The 18190-nt window shown below is 65.3% G+C and carries 14 protein-coding genes; 8 read left to right on the top strand and 6 right to left on the bottom strand.

The annotated features are described in order from the left end of the window. The first annotated feature begins 158 nt into the window (after positions 1 to 158). From FZZ93_RS08735 to FZZ93_RS08750, 4 genes are all read left to right on the top strand, one after another. Positions 159 to 1022 carry a MurR/RpiR family transcriptional regulator gene (locus FZZ93_RS08735; protein WP_149321939.1) on the top strand — a complete coding sequence of 288 codons (864 nt, stop codon included), beginning with the start codon at positions 159 to 161 and terminating at the stop codon, positions 1020 to 1022. A gap of 1 nt (position 1023) precedes the next feature. Continuing rightward, positions 1024 to 2505: an N-acyl-D-amino-acid deacylase family protein gene (locus FZZ93_RS08740; RefSeq protein WP_149321940.1), complete on the top strand. Its 1482-nt coding sequence runs from the start codon at positions 1024 to 1026 to the stop codon at positions 2503 to 2505. After that, the gene (locus tag FZZ93_RS08745) at positions 2502 to 2894 is read left to right on the top strand and encodes a RidA family protein (protein ID WP_149321941.1); all 393 of its coding nucleotides are present in this window, start codon (positions 2502 to 2504) and stop codon (positions 2892 to 2894) included. The genes FZZ93_RS08740 and FZZ93_RS08745 overlap by 4 nt, the downstream gene beginning before the upstream one ends. A 201-nt stretch (positions 2895 to 3095) precedes the next feature. After that, on the top strand, positions 3096 to 4586 hold the full coding sequence (locus FZZ93_RS08750; RefSeq protein WP_149321942.1) for a sodium:solute symporter family protein: 1491 nt from the start codon (positions 3096 to 3098) through the stop codon (positions 4584 to 4586). Positions 4587 to 4660: 74 nt separating this feature from the next. Here FZZ93_RS08750 and FZZ93_RS08755 read toward each other — a convergent pair whose 3' ends face one another. Beyond that, complete coding sequence (locus FZZ93_RS08755; protein ID WP_149321943.1) at positions 4661 to 6160, bottom strand: CoA-acylating methylmalonate-semialdehyde dehydrogenase; 1500 nt, start codon at positions 6158 to 6160, stop codon at positions 4661 to 4663. Positions 6161 to 6319: 159 nt separating this feature from the next. Here FZZ93_RS08755 and FZZ93_RS08760 point away from each other — a divergent pair, with 159 nt between their 5' ends. Further along, positions 6320 to 7267 carry a LysR family transcriptional regulator gene (locus FZZ93_RS08760; protein ID WP_149321944.1) on the top strand — a complete coding sequence of 316 codons (948 nt, stop codon included), beginning with the start codon at positions 6320 to 6322 and terminating at the stop codon, positions 7265 to 7267. A gap of 257 nt (positions 7268 to 7524) precedes the next feature. Continuing rightward, positions 7525 to 9744 carry a catalase/peroxidase HPI gene (gene katG / locus FZZ93_RS08765; RefSeq protein WP_149321945.1) on the top strand — a complete coding sequence of 740 codons (2220 nt, stop codon included), beginning with the start codon at positions 7525 to 7527 and terminating at the stop codon, positions 9742 to 9744. A 75-nt stretch (positions 9745 to 9819) separates the two neighbouring features. On the opposite strand, the gene FZZ93_RS08770 is transcribed toward katG, so the two are convergent. The 5 genes from FZZ93_RS08770 to kynU all read right to left on the bottom strand — a co-directional run bounded on the left by FZZ93_RS08770 (position 9820) and on the right by kynU (position 16103). Further along, complete coding sequence (locus FZZ93_RS08770; protein WP_149321946.1) at positions 9820 to 10689, bottom strand: MBL fold metallo-hydrolase; 870 nt, start codon at positions 10687 to 10689, stop codon at positions 9820 to 9822. 215 nt (positions 10690 to 10904) lie between these two features. Then, on the bottom strand, positions 10905 to 12383 hold the full coding sequence (locus FZZ93_RS08775; RefSeq protein WP_149321947.1) for a protein adenylyltransferase SelO: 1479 nt from the start codon (positions 12381 to 12383) through the stop codon (positions 10905 to 10907). A gap of 230 nt (positions 12384 to 12613) precedes the next feature. Further along, entirely contained in the window at positions 12614 to 13945 is a 1332-nt protein-coding gene (locus FZZ93_RS08780; protein ID WP_149321948.1) for a DUF2252 domain-containing protein, read from the bottom strand. A 131-nt stretch (positions 13946 to 14076) separates the two neighbouring features. After that, a complete protein-coding gene (locus FZZ93_RS08785; RefSeq protein WP_149321949.1) occupies positions 14077 to 14847 on the bottom strand; it encodes an alpha/beta hydrolase in 771 nt (256 codons plus the stop codon). 11 nt (positions 14848 to 14858) lie between these two features. Next, positions 14859 to 16103: a kynureninase gene (gene kynU, locus FZZ93_RS08790; RefSeq protein WP_149321950.1), complete on the bottom strand. Its 1245-nt coding sequence runs from the start codon at positions 16101 to 16103 to the stop codon at positions 14859 to 14861. A gap of 195 nt (positions 16104 to 16298) precedes the next feature. On the opposite strand from kynU, the gene FZZ93_RS08795 reads away from it, so the two are divergent. Continuing rightward, complete coding sequence (locus tag FZZ93_RS08795; protein WP_149321951.1) at positions 16299 to 17702, top strand: AlkA N-terminal domain-containing protein; 1404 nt, start codon at positions 16299 to 16301, stop codon at positions 17700 to 17702. Continuing rightward, positions 17699 to 18187: a methylated-DNA--[protein]-cysteine S-methyltransferase gene (locus FZZ93_RS08800; protein ID WP_149321952.1), complete on the top strand. Its 489-nt coding sequence runs from the start codon at positions 17699 to 17701 to the stop codon at positions 18185 to 18187. Before FZZ93_RS08795 ends, FZZ93_RS08800 begins: the two co-directional genes overlap by 4 nt. The last annotated feature ends 3 nt before the right edge of the window (positions 18188 to 18190 follow it).

Below are 18190 nucleotides of genomic sequence, written 5' to 3' on the forward strand. Positions count from 1 at the left end.
TCGGCCTTGCGACATCGTCTGTCCGACGGCCTGCCTGATAAAAACTTTCATAGATATTGATTTATTGTTAAAAAATAACATACCTTGATCGACAGGCAACTACTGGCCCTTCTCTAAGGAATTTCCCTAGGCCTTTCACCACACGCCAGGAGCCAACGGTGACTCAGGACATCGACATCCTGTCACGCATCACCAGCGATTTCGCCGGCTTGCGTGACGCCGAAAAGAAGGTCGCCGAGTTGATCTTCGCCGATATCGACTTCGTCAGCGAGGCCAGCATCGGTGCCATCGCCGAGCGGGCCGACGTCAGCGACGCCAGCGTGACCCGCTTCGCCCGTGCCGTGGGGTGTCAGAATGTACGCGACCTCAAGCTGCGCCTGGCCCGCGCCCTGGCGGCCGGGCGACGCTTCATCCAGGACGCCGGCGATACCGATGGGCTCGGCGCCGTCTACGACATCGCCACCCAGACGCTCGGTGTCAATCGCGAACTGATGGAACAGGCCGACGTCGCCGGAGCCATCGAACTGCTCGACGGCGCCCGCCAGATCCTGGTATTCGGCGCCGGTGGCGGCTCCACCATGCTGGCCCAGGAACTGCAGTTTCGGCTGGTCCGGCTGGGATACGCGATCAGTGCCTATCCGCAATCGCTGTTGCCACGCATGGTGGCCTCGACCCTGGAGCCCGACGATGTGGTGGTCACCCTCTCGGTGAGCGGCTACACGCCCGAAATCGTCGAGTCGGCACAGATCGCCCGCCAGTACGGTGCCAAGGTCGTGGCCATCACCGCCAACGGCTCGCCCCTGGCCGAGACTGCCGATGTCGTGCTGCCGGTAGCCGCCCGCGAGACCGACTTCATCTATCACCCCTCGGCATCGCGCTATGCCGTGCTCGCCGCCATCGATGTGCTGGCCCTCGAACTGGCCCTGCGTCATCAGGATCGAAGCCGCGACAAGCTGCGCCGGCTCAAGATCACCCTGGACGCCCATCGCGGCGGCGACAACCGCCAGCCTCTGGGGGACTGACATGCATCACGACCTGTTGATTCGCGGTGCCATGGTGCTCGACGGCACCGGCGCCGAGCCCTTTCCGGCTGACATCGCCGTGAGCGGCGAGCGCATCGTCGCCGTGGGAAGGCTCGGTGCGGACGACGCCACGACCGTCATCGAGGCACACGGGCGCTACCTGGCGCCGGGTTTCATCGATGTCCACACCCACGACGACACCAACGTCATCCGCACCCCCGAGATGCAGCCCAAGATCTCCCAGGGTGTGACCACGGTGGTGGTGGGCAATTGCGGTATCAGCGCTTCGCCCGTGACGCTGCGCGACAAGGTGCCGGATCCGATGAACCTGCTGGGCGGCGTCGAAGACTTCCGCTACCCGAGCTTCGCTGACTATGCCCGGGCGGTGGACGACGCCGTGCCCTCGGTCAACGTCGCCGCATTGATCGGCCATACCAGCCTGCGCAGCCAGGTGATGGACGACTTCGCCCGCCCCGCCGAGGCGGTGGAGATCGAGGCCATGCGACGCTCATTGCGCGACGCCCTGGATGATGGCGCCCTGGGCATGAGCTCGGGACTGGCCTACCGCAACGCCTTTCACGCCCCCGACACCGAGATGCGCGCCCTGGTCGACGAGGTCGGCGCCGCCGGCGGCCTCTACACCACGCACCTGCGCGATGAATTCGCCGGCCTGCTCGACGCCATGGACGAGGCCTACGCCACCGCCCAACACGGCCAGGCACCGCTGGTCATCTCGCACCTCAAGTGCGCCGGCGCCGGCAACTGGGGCAATGCTCCCCTGGCTCTGTCCAGCCTCGAGAGGGCCGCGCGGGGACATCGCGTGCACTGCGACTGCTATCCCTACACGGCGGGTTCCTCGACCCTCGACCTGGGGCAGGTCACCGATGAGATCGAGATTTTCATCACCTGGTCGGATCCGCACCCCGAGCAGGCGCGCCGGCCACTGGCCGACATCGCCGCCGACTGGAACCTCTCGCTGATGGACGCCGCGCGACGCCTGCAACCGGCCGGCGCCGTCTATCACAACATGAGCGAGGACGACATGCGCCGGGTGCTGGCCCACCCGCTGTCGATGATCGGCTCCGACGGACTGCCCAACGACCCGCATCCGCATCCGCGCCTGTGGGGGGCCTTCCCCCGGGTACTGGCCCACTACAGTCGCGACCTGGGCCTGATGCCGTTGGCCGAGGCGGTACGCAAGATGACCGGCCTCTCGGCGACACAGTTCGGCCTGACCGACCGGGGCGTCATCCGTGAGGGCGCCTATGCCGACCTGACCCTGTTCGACCTGACGACGCTCGAGGACACCGCCGACTACGCCCGCCCCATCGCCGCGGCTCGCGGCATCGATCTGGTGATCGTCAACGGGACGATCGCCTATCGCGACGGGCACGTCACTGCACAACGCCGCGGACGCCTGCTGCGTCGCCAGCAACGCCTTTCTCCCACTCCCATTCATGCCATGACGGAGGACTCTCCATGACCATCAAACGCTACGGCGCCGAAGGCGGCACCGGCACCGGCGGCCAGAAGCTGCCTTTCTCCCGCGCCGTCGAGGCCGGCGGTTGGCTGCGCGTCTCCGGCCAGACGCCCATGACCGACGGCGAAGTCGTCGAAGGCGGCATCGTCGAGCAGACCCGCCTGGCCTTCGACAACTGCCTGGCCATCATGCACGAGGCCGGCTACGGCGTAGAGGACGTGGTGCACGTCACCGCCGTGCTCACCGACGCGCGCTATTTCTCGTCGTTCAACAAGGTGTTCGCCGAGATCTTCAGTGGCCATCCGCCGGCGCGGATCTGCAGCGTCCAGGATCTGGTGGTCGACTGCAAGGTCGAGGTCGACGTCTCCTGCTACCGCGCCGATCGCGCCTGACCACGACGGCCCGAAGCCGAAGAGAAGACACGGCTGAAAACAAGAAGAGCAAGGAGGGAACGACCGCGACACCCAGCGACCGTGCGAATGAAAAGGCGCCGCGCCCCGGCAAGGACACGGCGCCACACAGCGATAAACACAGCATCCTTACCACTGCCTCGGTCGCGGCAACGACCGAGCCAACAAGTATAAGAGGCATGTATGAATAGTCATATCTTCCTCGGCACCTTTTTCGTCTACATCGTCCTGATGATCGGCTTCGGCTGGTGGGTCTCGCGGCACAGCCGCGGTAGCGGCGACGACTTCCTGCTCGGCGGACGCACCGTGCCGCTGTTCCTGACCGTCGGCACCACGGTGGCCACCATGGTCGGCACCGGCTCGAGCATGGGTGCGGTGGGTTTCGGCTACACCAACGGCTGGGCCGGCGCCCTGTATGGCATCGGCGGCGCGGTCGGCGTGCTGCTGCTGGCCCTGCTGTTCGCCCCGGTGCGCAAGCTGCGCTTCATGACCATGAGCGAGGAGCTGTCGTACTACGTCGGTGCCAATCGTCTGGTGCGCAACCTCGTCGCCCTGCTGATCTACATCGCCTGCATCGGCTGGCTGGGCGCCCATATCCTGGGCGGCGGCCTCTACCTGGCCTGGATGGCCGATATCGATCCCACTCTGGCCAAGGTCATCGTGGCGCTCGGTTTCGGCATCTACTGCGTAATCGGCGGGTACATGGCAGTGGTCTGGACCGACACCATCCAGGCCATCGTGCTGTTCATCGGCTTCTTTCTGATGGCGGCTCTGGCGCTGATCGAGGTCGGCGGCTTCTCGGGACTCACGGCGAGCATGGATGCCGGCGCCACCAGCCTGCTCGGCATCGACAAGATCGGCGGGCTTCCGGCGCTGTCGCTGGCTGCGGTGATCGCCGTCGGCGTGCTCGCCACGCCCTCGTTCCGCCAGCGCATCTACTCGGGCAAGTCGGTGGGCTCGGTGCGCCGCTCCTTCCTGGTGACCGGCGTGCTCTACCTGGCCTTCTCGATCGTCCCGGCGATCATCGGCATGGCCACCCACGCCCTGAACCCCTCACTGGACAACAGCAACTTCGCCTTCCCCTTCCTGGCCACCGAGGTGCTGCCGTTGGGTCTCGGTCTGCTGCTGCTGGTTGCCGGTCTTTCGGCGACCATGTCCAGCGCCAGCTCCGACGCCATCGCCGGGGTCTCGACGCTGATGCGCGACCTCTACGTGCTGTTCACCGGTAGAGCGCCCTCGGCCCGCCACGTGGTGCTCTACTCGCGCCTCGCGTTGGTGGTCACCATCGGCCTGGCCCTGACCTTCGCCCTGGCCTCGGACAACGTCATCGACTACATCACCACGATGATCTCGACGGTGCTGGCCGGACTCTTCGTGTGCGGGCTGCTGGGTCGCTTCTGGCCGCGTTACAACTGGCAGGGTGCGGTGGCCTCGCTGGTCACCGCCTCGGCCACGTCACTGGCGGTCACCGCCCATGCCGGCTGGAATGACTTCTGGGGCAACCCGAGCATTCCCTCGGTGCTGCTGGCGATCGGCGGCGGCGTGCTCGTCAGCCTGCTGACCCGGGCCCCGCGCACCACGCCCGAGCAGGCACTGGCCATCCTCGACCAAGAACGGCGCCGAATGGAAGAAGCGCCCGATGTCACTCTGACTGCCCCCTCCTCTCAGGGATAACGGCACTTCGCCCCCACCAGGACAACGGCCCCGCCTCTTGCGAGACGGGGCCGTTCAGTATCGGCGCGGCCGGATCAGCTCAGCGAGATCGTGCTATTGATGCCGCTGGAGACGTTCTCCGGTTCGAACCAGCGGGCGGTCACGGTCTTGGTCTGGGTCCAGAAAGCGATCGCCTGCTTACCGTTGGGCCCCAGGTCGCCGAGCTTGGAAGCCCGGGAACCGGTGAAGCTGAAGTAGGCCACCGGCACCGGGATCGGCACGTTGATGCCCACCTGGCCAACATCGATGTCGGTCTCGAAACGACGCGCCACCCAGCCGGAGTTGGTGAAGATGGACGTGCCATTGCCGTTGGGGTTGGCGTTGATGAAATCGATGGCCTCGTCCAGGGTCTCGACGCCCACCACGCACAGCACAGGCCCGAAGATCTCCTCGCGGTAAATGGTCATCTCGGCGGTCACGTCGCTGAACAGGGTCGGGCCGACGAAATTGCCATCGGGGTAGCCTTCCACCTGATGGCCGCGCCCGTCGACCACCAGCCTGGCGCCTTCCCGCTCGCCTGTCGCGATCAGGTCCTCCACCCGTGCCTTGGCGGCCGGCGACACCAGTGGGCCGAGATCGGCATCGCGCTGGATGCCGGGGCCGACCGTCATGTTGCGTGCTCCTTCGGCGATGTCGTCCAGCCACGACCGTGCCTCGCCGACCAGCACCACCACGGAGTTGGCCATGCAGCGCTGACCGGCGGCACCGAAGGCCGACCCCAGCAGGTTGTTGATGGCCTGGCTGCGATTGGCATCGGGCATGACCACGCAGTGGTTCTTGGCCCCCATCATCGCCTGCATACGCTTGCCGGCGGCCGCGGCGCGGTTATAAAGCAGCGAGCCAACATGGGTCGAGCCGATGAAGGACAACGCCTTGATATCGGGATGATCGGCAATCCGGTTGGCCACCTCCGGCCCGCCATGCACGACGTTGAGCACCCCGGCCGGCACACCGGCCTCATGGGCCAGTTCCACAAGCCGCATGGTCGAGCTGGGATCCTGCTCGGAGGGCTTGAGCACGAAGGTATTGCCGGTGGCGATGGCCAGAGGAAACATGAAGCAGGGCAGCATGATCGGGAAGTTGAAGGCGGTGATGCCGGCTCCCACGCCCAGTGGCTGGTTGAGAGTATAGACATCCACTTCGCTGGCGGCATTCTCGGCCAGCTCGCCGAGCTGCAACGAGGTGATCGAGCAGGCATGCTCCACGACTTCCAGGCCGCGCCCCACCTCGCCGGCGGCGTCCGGTAGGGTCTTGCCGTGTTCCTCGGTGATCAGCGCCGCCAGCTCCTCGGTGTGCTCGCGGATCAGCGCCTGCAGCTTGAGCATGATGCGCTGCCGCTTGGCCAACGGCACCTTGCGCCAGCTCTTGAAGGCCTCCTGGGCGCTGGCCACGGCCCGGTCGACCTCTTCGACGGTGCAGAAGGGCACGCGGGCGACCACCTCCTGGGTGGCGGGATTGACGACGTCGCGCACCTCCTGGCTCCGGGAGGGAATGGCCTGGCCGTCGATGTACAGTGGAATCTCGCGGACGGACATGAGCATGCTCCTGTGACAATTGTGATTGTGGTGTCGTGTGCATATCGACAAGACGCCCGAATGATTCGAGTCTAGCCAGACGTCGGATAGCGAAACAACGGGCACACAGGCACATTGTTTGTGCGCTTCTGCACAACCACCGATCCCTCGGAGATTCCCATGCTCGACTGGCAGGACATCCAGATATTCCTGGAAGTGGCACGCAGCCAGCGCCTCGCCGACGCCGCTCGGCGGCTAGGGCTCGACCACTCCACTCTGTCGCGCCGCACCCGCCGATTCGAGCAGCGCCTCAATACCCAACTCTTTGAGCGTAGCACCCACGGCTACCACCTCACCGAGGCCGGTCACCAGTTGCTGGCCCACGCCGAGGAGATGGCACGTCATGCCTTCGAGGCCAGCGAAAGCCTCACCGATCAGGATCACCGCATCAGCGGCCAGATCCGCCTCGGTGTCACCGAAGGTTTCGGTACCTGGGTGGTCGCACCACTGCTCGCCGCCTTCTGCGACCGCCATCCGGGCGTGACCCTCGACCTGTTGGCCCTGCCCCGGGTGGTCAACCTGAGCCGCCACGAAGCCGACCTGGCGATCACCATCGAGCGTCCCTCGAGCCCGGGCCTGGTGATCTCGCGACTCTGCGACTACCGCCTGCGCCTGTATGGCAGTCAGGACTACCTACACCGCCACGGCACTCCCCGGTGGCTCGCCGACCTGGGCCAGCACCGTTTGATCGGCTACATCGACGACCTGATCTTCAGCGAGCAGCTCAACTATCTCGATCCCTTGCTCGACCCGGCCGTGATCGGCCACCCCGGCCCGCACTTCGCCATGCGCAGCACCAGCGTCACCACCCAGCACAGCGCCTGCCTGCGCGGTGCCGGACTCGCCGTGCTACCCTGCTTCATGGGGACCACGACACCAACGCTTTCCAGCCTGCTGGTCGACGAGGTGGATATCGTGCGGCAGTTCTGGATCACCGCTCGCCAGGAACAACGCCGACTCGCCCGGGTACGGCTACTGTGGGATTTCCTGCGAGACGCCCTGGAACTCAATCGCGGCTTCCTGATGGGTGAAAGCCGAGAGCTGACGATCCCGCCGTCACCCTCCTGAGCCGAAAGCGCGATGCCGTCGTCAGTTGGCCGTGACCATGAGACGACGACCACGAAACTGTCACCATAAAATGATGCTATCACCATGGTTGGCAAAGGCACTTGGCAACCCCCGGGCAGCAGGGAGTAGCTTATAGATGAAAGGACACGCCCCGGATGCTCGCCACGCCGCGAAGCGATATCGGCATCTCCGCACGGGTTGTCCCGTACGTCACAACTTCACCTAAGACAGTCTTTTATTGATCGGGGGAGAAAACCATGGGCGAACAACAGAATTCTCAGGCAGCTGGCCAGTGCCCTGTCATGCACGGCAGCAACACCAATATGCGCGGCAAGGGCACGGAAAACCGTGACTGGTGGCCCAATCAACTCAACCTCGGGATCCTCCATCAGCACACTGCCAAGGCGAACCCCATGGGCGAAGGGTTCAACTATGCCGAGGCGTTCAAGAAACTCGACCTGGCAGCGGTCAAGCGAGACCTCAACGAGCTGATGACCGACTCCCAGGACTGGTGGCCGGCTGACTTCGGCCACTACGGCGGCCTGATGATCCGCATGGCCTGGCACAGTGCCGGCACCTATCGCATGGGCGACGGTCGCGGTGGCGCCGGCGGCGGCCAGCAGCGCTTCGCACCACTCAGCAGTTGGCCGGACAACGTCAACCTGGACAAGGCCCGCCGCCTGCTGTGGCCGATCAAGCAGAAGTATGGCAACAAGCTTTCCTGGGCCGACCTGTACGTACTGGCCGGCAACGTGGCGCTGGAATCCATGGGCTTCAAGACCTTCGGCTTCGCCGGCGGCCGCGAGGACACCTGGGAGCCTGAAGAAGACGTCTACTGGGGCGCCGAGAAGGAATGGCTCGGCAGCGACGAGCGCATCGTCGACAAGGAAAACCGCGAGCTGGAAAACCCACTGGGCGCCACCCACATGGGTCTCATCTATGTGAACCCGGAAGGCCCCGAGGGCGAACCGGATCCGGTCAAGGCGGCCCACGACATCCGCGAGACATTCAAGCGGATGGCCATGGACGACGAGGAAACCGTGGCCCTGATCGCCGGTGGCCACACCTTCGGCAAGACCCACGGCGCCGGGACGGAAGAGCAGGTAGGCCCCGAGCCGGAAGCCGCCCCCGTCGAGCAGATGGGCCTCGGCTGGAACAGCAGTTACGGCAAGGGCATGGGCGAGGACACCATGGGCGGTGGCCCCGAGGTGATCTGGAGCCAGACCCCCACCCAGTGGAGCAACTACTTCTTCGAAAACCTGTTCGGCTACGAGTGGGAACTGACCAAGAGCCCGGCCGGCGCCTACCAGTTCATCGCCAAGGATGCCAAGGGCGATGAGGTCCCCGGACCGGAAGCCGACTCGCAGCGTCGCGCACCGACCATGCTGGTCACCGACCTGTCGCTGCGCTACGACCCGGCCTACGAGAAGATCTCGCGTCGCTTCTACGAGAACCCCGAGGAATTTGCCGACGCCTTCGCCCGTGCCTGGTTCAAGCTGACCCACCGCGACATGGGGCCGAAAGCCCGCTATCTTGGCCCCGAAGTGCCCGACGAAGACCTGATCTGGCAGGATCCGGTACCGCCCGTGGATCACGAGTTGATCGACGCCCAGGACATCGCCGAACTCAAGCGCAAGCTGCTCGGCTCAGGGCTGTCCGTTGCCGAACTGGTGCGCACTGCCTGGGCCTCCGCCAGTACCTTCCGTGGCTCCGACATGCGTGGTGGCGCCAACGGTGCCCGCATCCGCCTGGCGCCGCAGAAGCACTGGGAGGTCAACCAGCCCGAGCAACTGGCGAAGACGCTGCAGGTGCTCGAAGGCATCCAGTCCGACTTCAACGCCGCCCAGTCAGGCGACAAGAAAGTCTCGCTGGCCGACCTGATCGTGCTCGGCGGCGCCGCAGCCATCGAGAAAGCCGCCCAGGATGCCGGTCACGCCATCGAAGTGCCCTTCTCGCCGGGCCGCACCGACGCCACCGAAGCCCAGACCGATGCCGAGTCCTTCGAGGTACTGCGGCCCGAGGCCGACGGCTTCCGCAACTACCGTCGCACCAAGTTCGCGATTCCCGACGAGGAACTGCTGGTCGACCGCGCCCAGCTGCTGGGCCTCTCCGCTCCGGAGATGACCGTGCTGATCGGCGGCATGCGGGCCCTGGGCGCCAACTACGGCGACGTGTCGCACGGCATCCTCACCGCTCGCCCCGGCACCCTCACCAACGACTTCTTCATCAACCTGACGGACATGGGCACCGACTGGCAGCCAGTCTCGTCCGAGGAAGACGTCTACGAGGGTCGTGACCGCAAGACCGGCGAGACGAAGTGGACCGCCACCCGAGTGGATCTGGTCTTCGGCGCCAACGCCCAGTTGCGTGCCCTGACCGAGGTCTACGCCCAGGACGACGCCAAGGAGAAGTTCGTCCAGGACTTCGTGGCGACCTGGAACAAGGTGATGAACGCGGACCGCTTCGATCTCGCCTGATCCGCACCGGTTTCACGCCTGACAAAGACGCCGTGTCGGCCCCGGGCCGGCGCGGCGTTTTCATGTCCTCAAGGTTCAGAACGCGTTGATGGGCACCTTGAGGTAGACCTGACCGTTATCCTCGGCGGCAGGCATCTCGCCGGCGCGCATGTTGACCTGCACCGCAGGGATGATCAGCCGAGGCATGCCCAGAGTCGCGTCGCGCTCGGTGCGCAACTTGACGAACGTCTCTTCGCTGACGCCCTCATGCACATGGATATTGTGGGCGCGCTGCTCGGCCACCGTGGTCTCATGCTGGTATTCCTCGCGCTCCGGCGCCTTGTAGTCGTGGCACATGAACAGGCGCGTCTCGCCGGGCAGCGCCAGGACTTTCTGAATGGAGCGGTACAGCGTACGAGCATCGCCACCGGGGAAATCACAACGCGCGGTGCCATAATCGGGCATGAACAGGGTATCGCCGACGAAAGCGGCATTCCCGATCACGTAGGTCAGGCAGGCCGGTGTATGTCCCGGCGTATACAGCACGCGCCCTTCCAGATTGCCGATGGCGAAGGTGTCGCCCTCCTCGAAGAGGTGGTCGAACTGGCTGCCGTCACGGGCAAACTCGCTCCCCGCATTGAAGGCCTTGCCGAAGACCTCCTGCACCACGGTGATGTTCGCGCCGATGCCGGTCCGGCCACCCAGTTTCTCATGCAGGTAAGGTGCTGCCGAAAGGTGGTCGGCATGGACGTGGGTCTCGAGGATCCACGTCACCTCCAGGGCGTTATCGTGAATGAAACCAATGATCTCGTCGGCGGAGCGCACATCGGTGCGCCCGGCCGCGTAGTCGAAATCGAGCACCGAATCGAGAATGGCACACGCCTTGCTGTCCGGATCCTGCACCACGTAACTGAAGGTCTTGGTGGGCTCGTCGAAGAAGGCCTGGACGATGGGCTGCTGGGACATGGAATGCCTCCGTTTGCAGCGAAGAATGAGGGGCATCGCGCTCGATGCATGCCGGAGCGGCACATGCCCCATCATAAACAAACTTTCTTATCTATCGATAGACCATTACCTCATACATGCCGAATGGCAGGCAGCCCTGCCCCTTTCCGCTGGGAGCCCGACGAACAAACCTCGGAAGGCTGCGCTTTGTCCCACGGGCAGGCGCTCTTGAGGTCTCAGGTACCGCAGAACGTCCGCAGCACCTTCTCCTCGTCACGTGGCGGTCGCATGTAATCGACATCGCCATCCGGTGTCGTATAGGGATCGGTGATCACCGCCAGCAATGCCTCGAAGGGCCCGAAGTCGCCTTCCTCGGCGGCGGCGATAGCCTCGGCGACGCGATGGTTGCGGGGGATCACGGCCGGATTGGCGGCATTCAGACGCGCCACGATGTCATCGGTCGCCACGCTCTCGCGGGCCAGGCGTTCGCGCCAACGCGGCAACCACGCCTCGAGTTCGTCCTGGCTTGCGAAGTTTTCCCTCAGCCGCGGCGCCTCGGCCGATGCTTCGACGCCATCGGCCAGATAGCGAAAGGTCAGGTGGAAATCGGCGCGCCCATCGCGCATGGCATCCAGCAGCGCCTGGGCGAGCTCCCCGTCGCCTTCCTCTTCGGTGACGAGACCCAGCTTGACGCGCATGACCTCGCGCCAACGTACCTCGAAGCGCTCCGAGAAGTCCCGGATGATCGGCGTGGCGCGCTCGACGGCACGCTCGCCGTCGCTGTCGATCAGCGGCACCAGCGTCTCGGCGAAACGCGCCAGGTTCCACTGGATGATCACCGGCTGGTTGACGTAGGCATAGCGCCCTTGCTCGTCGATGGAGCTATACACCGTGCGCGGGTCGAAGGTGTCCATGAAGGCACAGGGGCCATAGTCGATGGTCTCGCCCGAGATGGCGGTATTGTCGGTGTTCATGACGCCATGGATGAAACCGACACCCATCCAGCCTGCCACCAACTCGGCCTGGCGCTCCGCCACGGCATCGAGCAACGCCAGGTAACGCTCGCCGCCATCGGTGCGGTCGGCGAGATGCGGATAGTGACGGGCGATGGCCTCGTCGGCCAGCAGGCGCACCGCCTCGGTGTCTCCACGGGCGGCGAAGTATTGGAAGGTTCCCACCCGCACGTGGCTGGAGGCGACCCGCGTCAGCACCGCACCGGGCTCGGGAATGCGGCGGAAGACGCGCTCGCCGGTGGTCACAGCGGCCAGCGCCCGGGTGGTCGGAATGCCCAGGGCATGCATGGCCTCGCTGACCAGGTATTCGCGCAATACCGGACCGAGCGGCGACCGACCGTCGCCTCCGCGGGAAAAGGGCGTGCGGCCACTGCCCTTGAGCTGAATATCGCGAATCCGGTCGTGGCGGTCGATCACTTCGCCCAGCAGCAGCGCTCGCCCATCGCCGAGCTGAGGCACGAAGTTGCCGAATTGATGGCCGGCGTAGGCCATGGCCACTGGTTCGGCCCCCTCGGGCAGGCGATTGCCCGCGAAGATCTCGGACGCTTCATCGGCCTCGAACGCCGCCAGCTCGAAGCCAAGCTCTTCGGCAAGCTCGCGATTGAAGGCCACCAGTCGAGCCTCCTCGACTGGTGTCGGCTGACTCGCGGCACGCATCCGCTCGGGCAGGCGTGCATAGCGCAGGGAAAAGCTCGGGAACATGACGCCTCCTGTGCAGTGGGGCTCTCAGGAAATGCTGAATAAATTGCCGAGCATCGTGAAGCGCAAGGCGCCCGGAGCACAGAAAGCGAGACATAACGAAGGGTTAGGCGAGCTTTCGAGCACCGCGTAACGCAGCGATTTGCATGCGCAGGCATTTATGCAGAATTTCCCTCACCCTACAGGGACAGGCGGAGCCGGCCAACATTCCCGAACGCGGTAACGATCATGCTTTATTCTGCTGACGCTTCCTCGGCCTGCTCGGCACGGCTGGCAACGAAGGTCCGGTAGTCCTGAGTGACGCACTCGGCATAGCTGACCGCCAGGGTGGCAACCATGTCGGTGAAGTGATCCAGCCGGCCTTCGAGCCTTGCGCAGACGCTTCGCGCGAAGCTTCCCGGATCCTCGGGGTACAGGGCCCGGGCGCCACGCAGGTGCTCCCGGGCGAGGATGCGCCCCCAGCGCTTGACCAGCTTGCGATAGTCCTTGCCGCCATCCAGCTTGTGGGTCGGAAAATCATCCTTGAAGGGCGAGCGCTCGCGCACCGAGAACACGCTGTCGCCGACGTGCAGCCAGCCAAGATAGGGGTCGGGATGTTCGGCGATGGCATGGAAGCCCGCAGCATGGCGCGCCCCCTCATGGGGAAAGGCACGACGCCAGGCCCGCTTCTCGGTGGCGTTCATCAATCGCCAGCCCTCCGGCGGCGTCTGCTGCTTGATGTCGAGGATCACATCGTCGTGCTCGTGATCGCGCCCTCCCTCGATCAGCACGTAGTAACGCTCGAGCCCCAGCGAGCCGGTGCCGGCATCCAGGCGGCGGACCATGTCCTTGACCCTGAAGTGATCTTCCTCGGCCTCGGCACGCTCGCTATACAGCGTCTCGCGGTATTCACCCTCGACAGCCTTGCGCAACTGGCTGGCCAAATGCGCCGGCAGCCGGGCAAGCTTGTCCGGGCGCTCGGCGAAGCAGCGTCCTTCATCGGTCAGGCGCGTCCACTTGTCGAGCATCCTGGCGCGGCTACGCTTGGCGGCGACCTTCTCGAGAAAGGGCGCCACGGGCCCCTTGGCGGTTTCCAGGGTCACGCCATCGGGCGCCTCACCATTCAGATGGCTAGCCAGCTCGTCGTGATAGCTCTCGGTCAGCGTCGCCAGCGCCTTGCTGGTCGCCTTGCGCGACAAGCCGACATTCTCACGGGCATCGAGCACCAGGCTGATGGCCAGCCGCCAGAGATCGTATTGATAATCGCCGATCATGGCATCGTCGAAATCATCCATGCCGTAGCGCACGGTATCGTCGCGATGCCCATAAGCGCCGAAGTTGTAGGCGTGGGCGTCGCCCTGCAGCCAGGTCTGGGTCTCGGGCAGGCCGCCATAGAGCGCGAAGCGCCAATCGTGCCAGACATCGTCCCAGTAGAGATGGTTGGTGCCCCGGAAGAACCGATAGGGCGACTCGGCCAACTTGGCGTACTTGGCCTCGCGGTCCTGCTCGGAGAGCCCGGCATTGGCGGAAGTAATCGCGTCCAGCACCTGGCGGGGGCGATTGTGGCGGGTCAGGGGTTGCGACATGGGTTGTCTCCCAGTGATCGACGAAGGCCGCCATTGCGGCCTCGTATCAGTCAAGCAAGTCCGCTGCCCGCAAGCAAGCCCGGGGTAATCGGACGGAGTATGGATCATGCATCATTGCCGCCGCCAGGGTGTCACGTCACGGCGTCCAGGTGCTCGAGAACATCGAAATGATCGCAGCCCGGCCGGTCAACGAATTCCGCCTGACCGCCGATGTCTCGAACAGCAGTCACGAAGTCGCGGCCCTGCCGCCGAAAAGTCGGTGGATCGTGTTCGGCGATCACCACCCGGATCGACGGCAATGAGGCCAGCTCACCATGGAGTGGACTGAGGGCGCGAGCCCGATCTCGGTCGAGTCCCAGGGGAGCGTTGACGTAGGTGTCGACCAACGGGGCCAGATCATAGACGCCACTGACCAACAGCAGCTCATCGATGCGTGTGCTCCCCTCGGCGGCCACCCGGCAGGCCAGCTGGGCGCCGGCGCTGTGTCCGCCGAGAGTTACGGCCCCGACGCTACTCCGTTCCGCCAGCCTATCGAGAGCCGCCGCCAGTCCACGCGCGCACTGCTCGCTCATGGTCTCGAGCGATGTCGCCGGCGCCAGCCCGTAGCCCAGGGAGGCGAAAGCCATGCCCTGGGCCAGATAACGCTCGGCCAGGAAGTCGGTGGCAGTATGATCCAGTTCCTGCCAGTAACCTCCATGGATGAAGGCCATCAACGGCCAGGGGCCAGGTCCCGGAGGCACAAACAGGTGCAGGCAGGCCAGCGGATCATCGCCATAGACTAGCCGGCAAGGTGCATGACGCTCGACGAGCCGCCGCCCCGCCGCTGCCTGCCGTGCCAGGGTATCCTCAACGTCCCGGGCGTAATAGCTCGGTGAATACTCGCGATCCGGGGCACCGGTCATGACGCGCCTCCTCAAGTCACGGCGCTGCGCACGTTAAAACGCGGTTGCCGGTACTCGCCGCTCTCCAGCACCTCGCGAAAATGCCGCGCTGCCTGCCAGACGTCTTCAAAGCTCAGGTAGAGCGGTGTGAAGCCGAAGCGCATCAGTCCGGGTTCACGGTAATCGCCGATCACACCCCGGGCGATCAGTGCCTGGACGATGGCGAAACCATGCTCGGTATCGATCAGCGACACCTGACTGCCCCGTTCCCCGGCCGCCGGGGTGATATCGGTAATGCCGTAGGGATCGAACAAATCGGCCAGACAGTCGCGGAACAGCTCGCTCATCGCCAGACTCTTGGTCCGCAGGGCGTGCATGTCGACCTCGGCCCACATCGCCAGCGAGGCCTCCAGGGCGCTGTAGACCAGCGCCGAGTGCGTTCCGGTGCGAAAACGGGTGATATCGCCGGCCGGCTCATAGTCCTCGTCGAAGGCGAAGGGCACGGCGTGACCATGCCAGCCAGAAAGCGGCTGCCAACCGTGACGCTGGTTATCTCGCTGGACATAGATGAAGGCCGGTGCGCCTGGCCCACCGTTGAGATACTTGTAGGTGCAGCCTACCGCATAGCGTGCACCGCTGCCGTTAAGGTCCACCGGCAACGCGCCCGCCGAGTGGGCCAGGTCCCAGATCACTTCGGCGCCGTGTGCGTGCACTAGCCGGGTGGTGGCTGCCATGTCGCGCAGCGCCCCGGTGCGATAATTGACCTGGCTCAGTACCACCACGTCGACGCCTGCGAGATTCGCCTCGAGCGACTCTCCCTCGAGCGACTCTCCCTCGGGCAGGAAGCGATGCTCGTGCCCGCCGAAGCGGCTGAACCCCTGGGCGATGTAGCCATCGGTGGGGAAATTGCCGCCCTCGCTCAGCACCACACCGCCTCCGTCGCCGCGCTGACCGATGATATAGCCCAGCAACTTGAAGATATTGAGCGTGATGTTGTCGGTGACGACTACCTCGCCCTCGCCAGCACCGATCACGGGCGCCAGCAGGTTGCCAAGCCGCTCGGGAGCATCGAACCAGCCCTGGTTCCAGCCCTTGATCAGGTCGTCGCGCCACTGGTCCATGGTCTCGGCGACCGCCTTGCGGGCAGCGAGAGGTTGGGCGCCGAGGGAATTGCCATCGAGATAAAGCACATCCTCCGGCAAGGCGAAGCGTTCCTTGAAGGTCGCCAGAGGATCCTGACGGTCGAGTTCGCGAGCGCTATCGAGTGTCACGGCCATGTTCGATTCTCCAACGGGGATAGAGCGGCCAAGAATGCCTCGATGATCCGACAGGAACGTCCGCGATGCCAGGCCGACCGCCTGCGCGATGACGCGGCGCTCTGTCGACACTTCACTTCCGATTCCGGCTAGTCTCCGCGACGCACCGCGGTACACTGGCGACATCGACTCGGGATGCTGGAGAGGAACCCCACCATGCTGGACCCATCTCAGTGCCGCCAGGCTCGTCTGGCTCGGGATGCCCGGTTCGATGGCCGCTTCTTCGTCGCGGTGACCAGCACCGGCGTCTACTGCCGCCCGATCTGCCCGGCGACACCGCCCCACGAGCGCAACGTGCGTTACTACGAAAGCGCCCTGGCCGCCTCGCGGGACGGCTTCAGGCCCTGCCTGCGCTGCCGGCCAGACAGCGCACCGGATTCGCCCGCCTGGAGAGGTACGCACGTCACCTTCGAGCGTGCCCTGCGGCTGATCGACGAAGGCGCCCTTCGCGAGGCCCCATTGGGCGCGCTCTGCGAACGTCTGGGTATCGGAGAGCGTTACCTACGCCAGCTTTTCCAGCAGCGTCTCGGTGTCTCGCCCAAGAGCTATGCGCTGCATCGTCAGTGCCTGTTCGCCAAGCAATTGCTGCACCAGACTCGCCTGCCCGTCACCGAGGTCGCCTATGCCAGCGGCTTTCGCAGCCTGAGGCGCTTCAACGACGCCTTTCGCCGCCACATCGGCCTGGCGCCCCGGGAATTGCGCCGTCGTGGTGGCACCAGCGACGACGGCCTGACGCTGACGCTCGCTTACCGGCCGCCCTATGCCTGGCAGCCCTTGCACGATTTCCACCGGCAGCGCGCCATCGACGGCCTGGAATGGGTCGGCGAGCACCATTACGGCCGCCATGTCCGCTGGGGAAGCGCCCGGGGCTGGTTCACCGCCGAACACGATCCCGAGCACCACGCCTTCCGCGTGCGCCTGATGCTCGACGACCTTGCCGTCCTGGCGCCGGTGGTGCGGCGGATTCGTCGCGTGCTCGACCTGGATGCCGACACCACGGCCATCGAGGCCCACCTCGGTCGTGCCGTGCCGGGGCTGTCGCTGACCGAAGGGCTGCGCCTGCCCGGCGTCTGGTCGCCGTTCGAGGCCGGCGTGCGAGCGATCCTCGGCCAGCAAGTCTCCATCATCGCCGCCCGCCGGCTGGTCGGCAGCCTGGTCGAACGACTCGGCGAACCAACCGGCGACGGCTATCATTTCCCGACACCCGAATCCGTTGCCACCAACGACCTCGAGTTCCTGCGCATGCCCGGCGCGCGCAAGGCGACCCTGCAACGCTTCGCAAGCTGGTACGCTGGTGCCGGGTCGGGCGACGATCCGCTCCAGTGGACAGCCCTCAAGGGCATCGGCCCCTGGACGGCGAACTACGCCGCCATGCGCGGCACCGGACATCCCGACATCTGGCTGGATGGCGACGCCGGGGTACGACGAGCCCTCGGCCACCTGGGCGGTATTGACCCGGCCGATGCCGCGCCCTGGCGCAGCTACCTGACTCTTCAGCTATGGTCTCAGGAGCCGGCACCCGACAACCCGGAACACAACGTCATGGAGGCGAGCCGATGACCGATGCCCTCGACTACTACCAGCCCCCGCAAAGCGACGCCCTCGGCCTGCTGCGCATGAGCGCCACGGCCTCGGGTATCACCGAGATCGCCTTCGTCATGGAAAAGGACGCTGCGCCACGCCCCAACGAGATCACCGAGCGTGCCCGGCAGCAACTCGACGAGTACTTCGCCGGTGAACGCCGCGACTTCGATCTGCCGCTCGCACCGCGAGGCACGGATTTCCAACAGCGGGTCTGGGAGGCATTGGCCACCATTCCCTTTGGCGAGACGCGCAACTACGCCGAAATCGCCGAGCAACTCCGCTGCAAGGGCGGCCAGCGCGCGGTGGGAGCCGCCAACGGCAAGAACCCCATCGCCATCGTCGTGCCCTGCCACCGGGTGATCGGCAGCGACGGCCAACTCACCGGCTACGCTGGCGGCATCGGGCGCAAGCAATGGCTGCTGGCCCACGAAGCCGGCGAGATTCCCTTTCAACTGGCCTGAAGG

The sequence above is a fragment of the Halomonas eurihalina genome (assembly GCF_008274785.1).
GTDB lineage: Bacteria > Pseudomonadota > Gammaproteobacteria > Pseudomonadales > Halomonadaceae > Halomonas > Halomonas eurihalina.

Coding starts and splice junctions, on each gene's coding strand:
- FZZ93_RS08770 (WP_149321946.1), bottom strand. CDS start 10,689: ATGTCCCAGCAGCCCATCGTCCAGGCCTTCTTCGACGAGCCCACCAAG.
- kynU (WP_149321950.1), bottom strand. CDS start 16,103: ATGGCCGTGACACTCGATAGCGCTCGCGAACTCGACCGTCAGGATCCT.
- FZZ93_RS08750 (WP_149321942.1), top strand. CDS start 3,096: ATGAATAGTCATATCTTCCTCGGCACCTTTTTCGTCTACATCGTCCTG.
- FZZ93_RS08745 (WP_149321941.1), top strand. CDS start 2,502: ATGACCATCAAACGCTACGGCGCCGAAGGCGGCACCGGCACCGGCGGC.
- FZZ93_RS08755 (WP_149321943.1), bottom strand. CDS start 6,160: ATGTCCGTCCGCGAGATTCCACTGTACATCGACGGCCAGGCCATTCCC.
- FZZ93_RS08785 (WP_149321949.1), bottom strand. CDS start 14,847: ATGACCGGTGCCCCGGATCGCGAGTATTCACCGAGCTATTACGCCCGG.
- FZZ93_RS08780 (WP_149321948.1), bottom strand. CDS start 13,945: ATGTCGCAACCCCTGACCCGCCACAATCGCCCCCGCCAGGTGCTGGAC.
- FZZ93_RS08740 (WP_149321940.1), top strand. CDS start 1,024: ATGCATCACGACCTGTTGATTCGCGGTGCCATGGTGCTCGACGGCACC.
- katG (WP_149321945.1), top strand. CDS start 7,525: ATGGGCGAACAACAGAATTCTCAGGCAGCTGGCCAGTGCCCTGTCATG.
- FZZ93_RS08800 (WP_149321952.1), top strand. CDS start 17,699: ATGACCGATGCCCTCGACTACTACCAGCCCCCGCAAAGCGACGCCCTC.
- FZZ93_RS08775 (WP_149321947.1), bottom strand. CDS start 12,383: ATGTTCCCGAGCTTTTCCCTGCGCTATGCACGCCTGCCCGAGCGGATG.
- FZZ93_RS08795 (WP_149321951.1), top strand. CDS start 16,299: ATGCTGGACCCATCTCAGTGCCGCCAGGCTCGTCTGGCTCGGGATGCC.
- FZZ93_RS08760 (WP_149321944.1), top strand. CDS start 6,320: ATGCTCGACTGGCAGGACATCCAGATATTCCTGGAAGTGGCACGCAGC.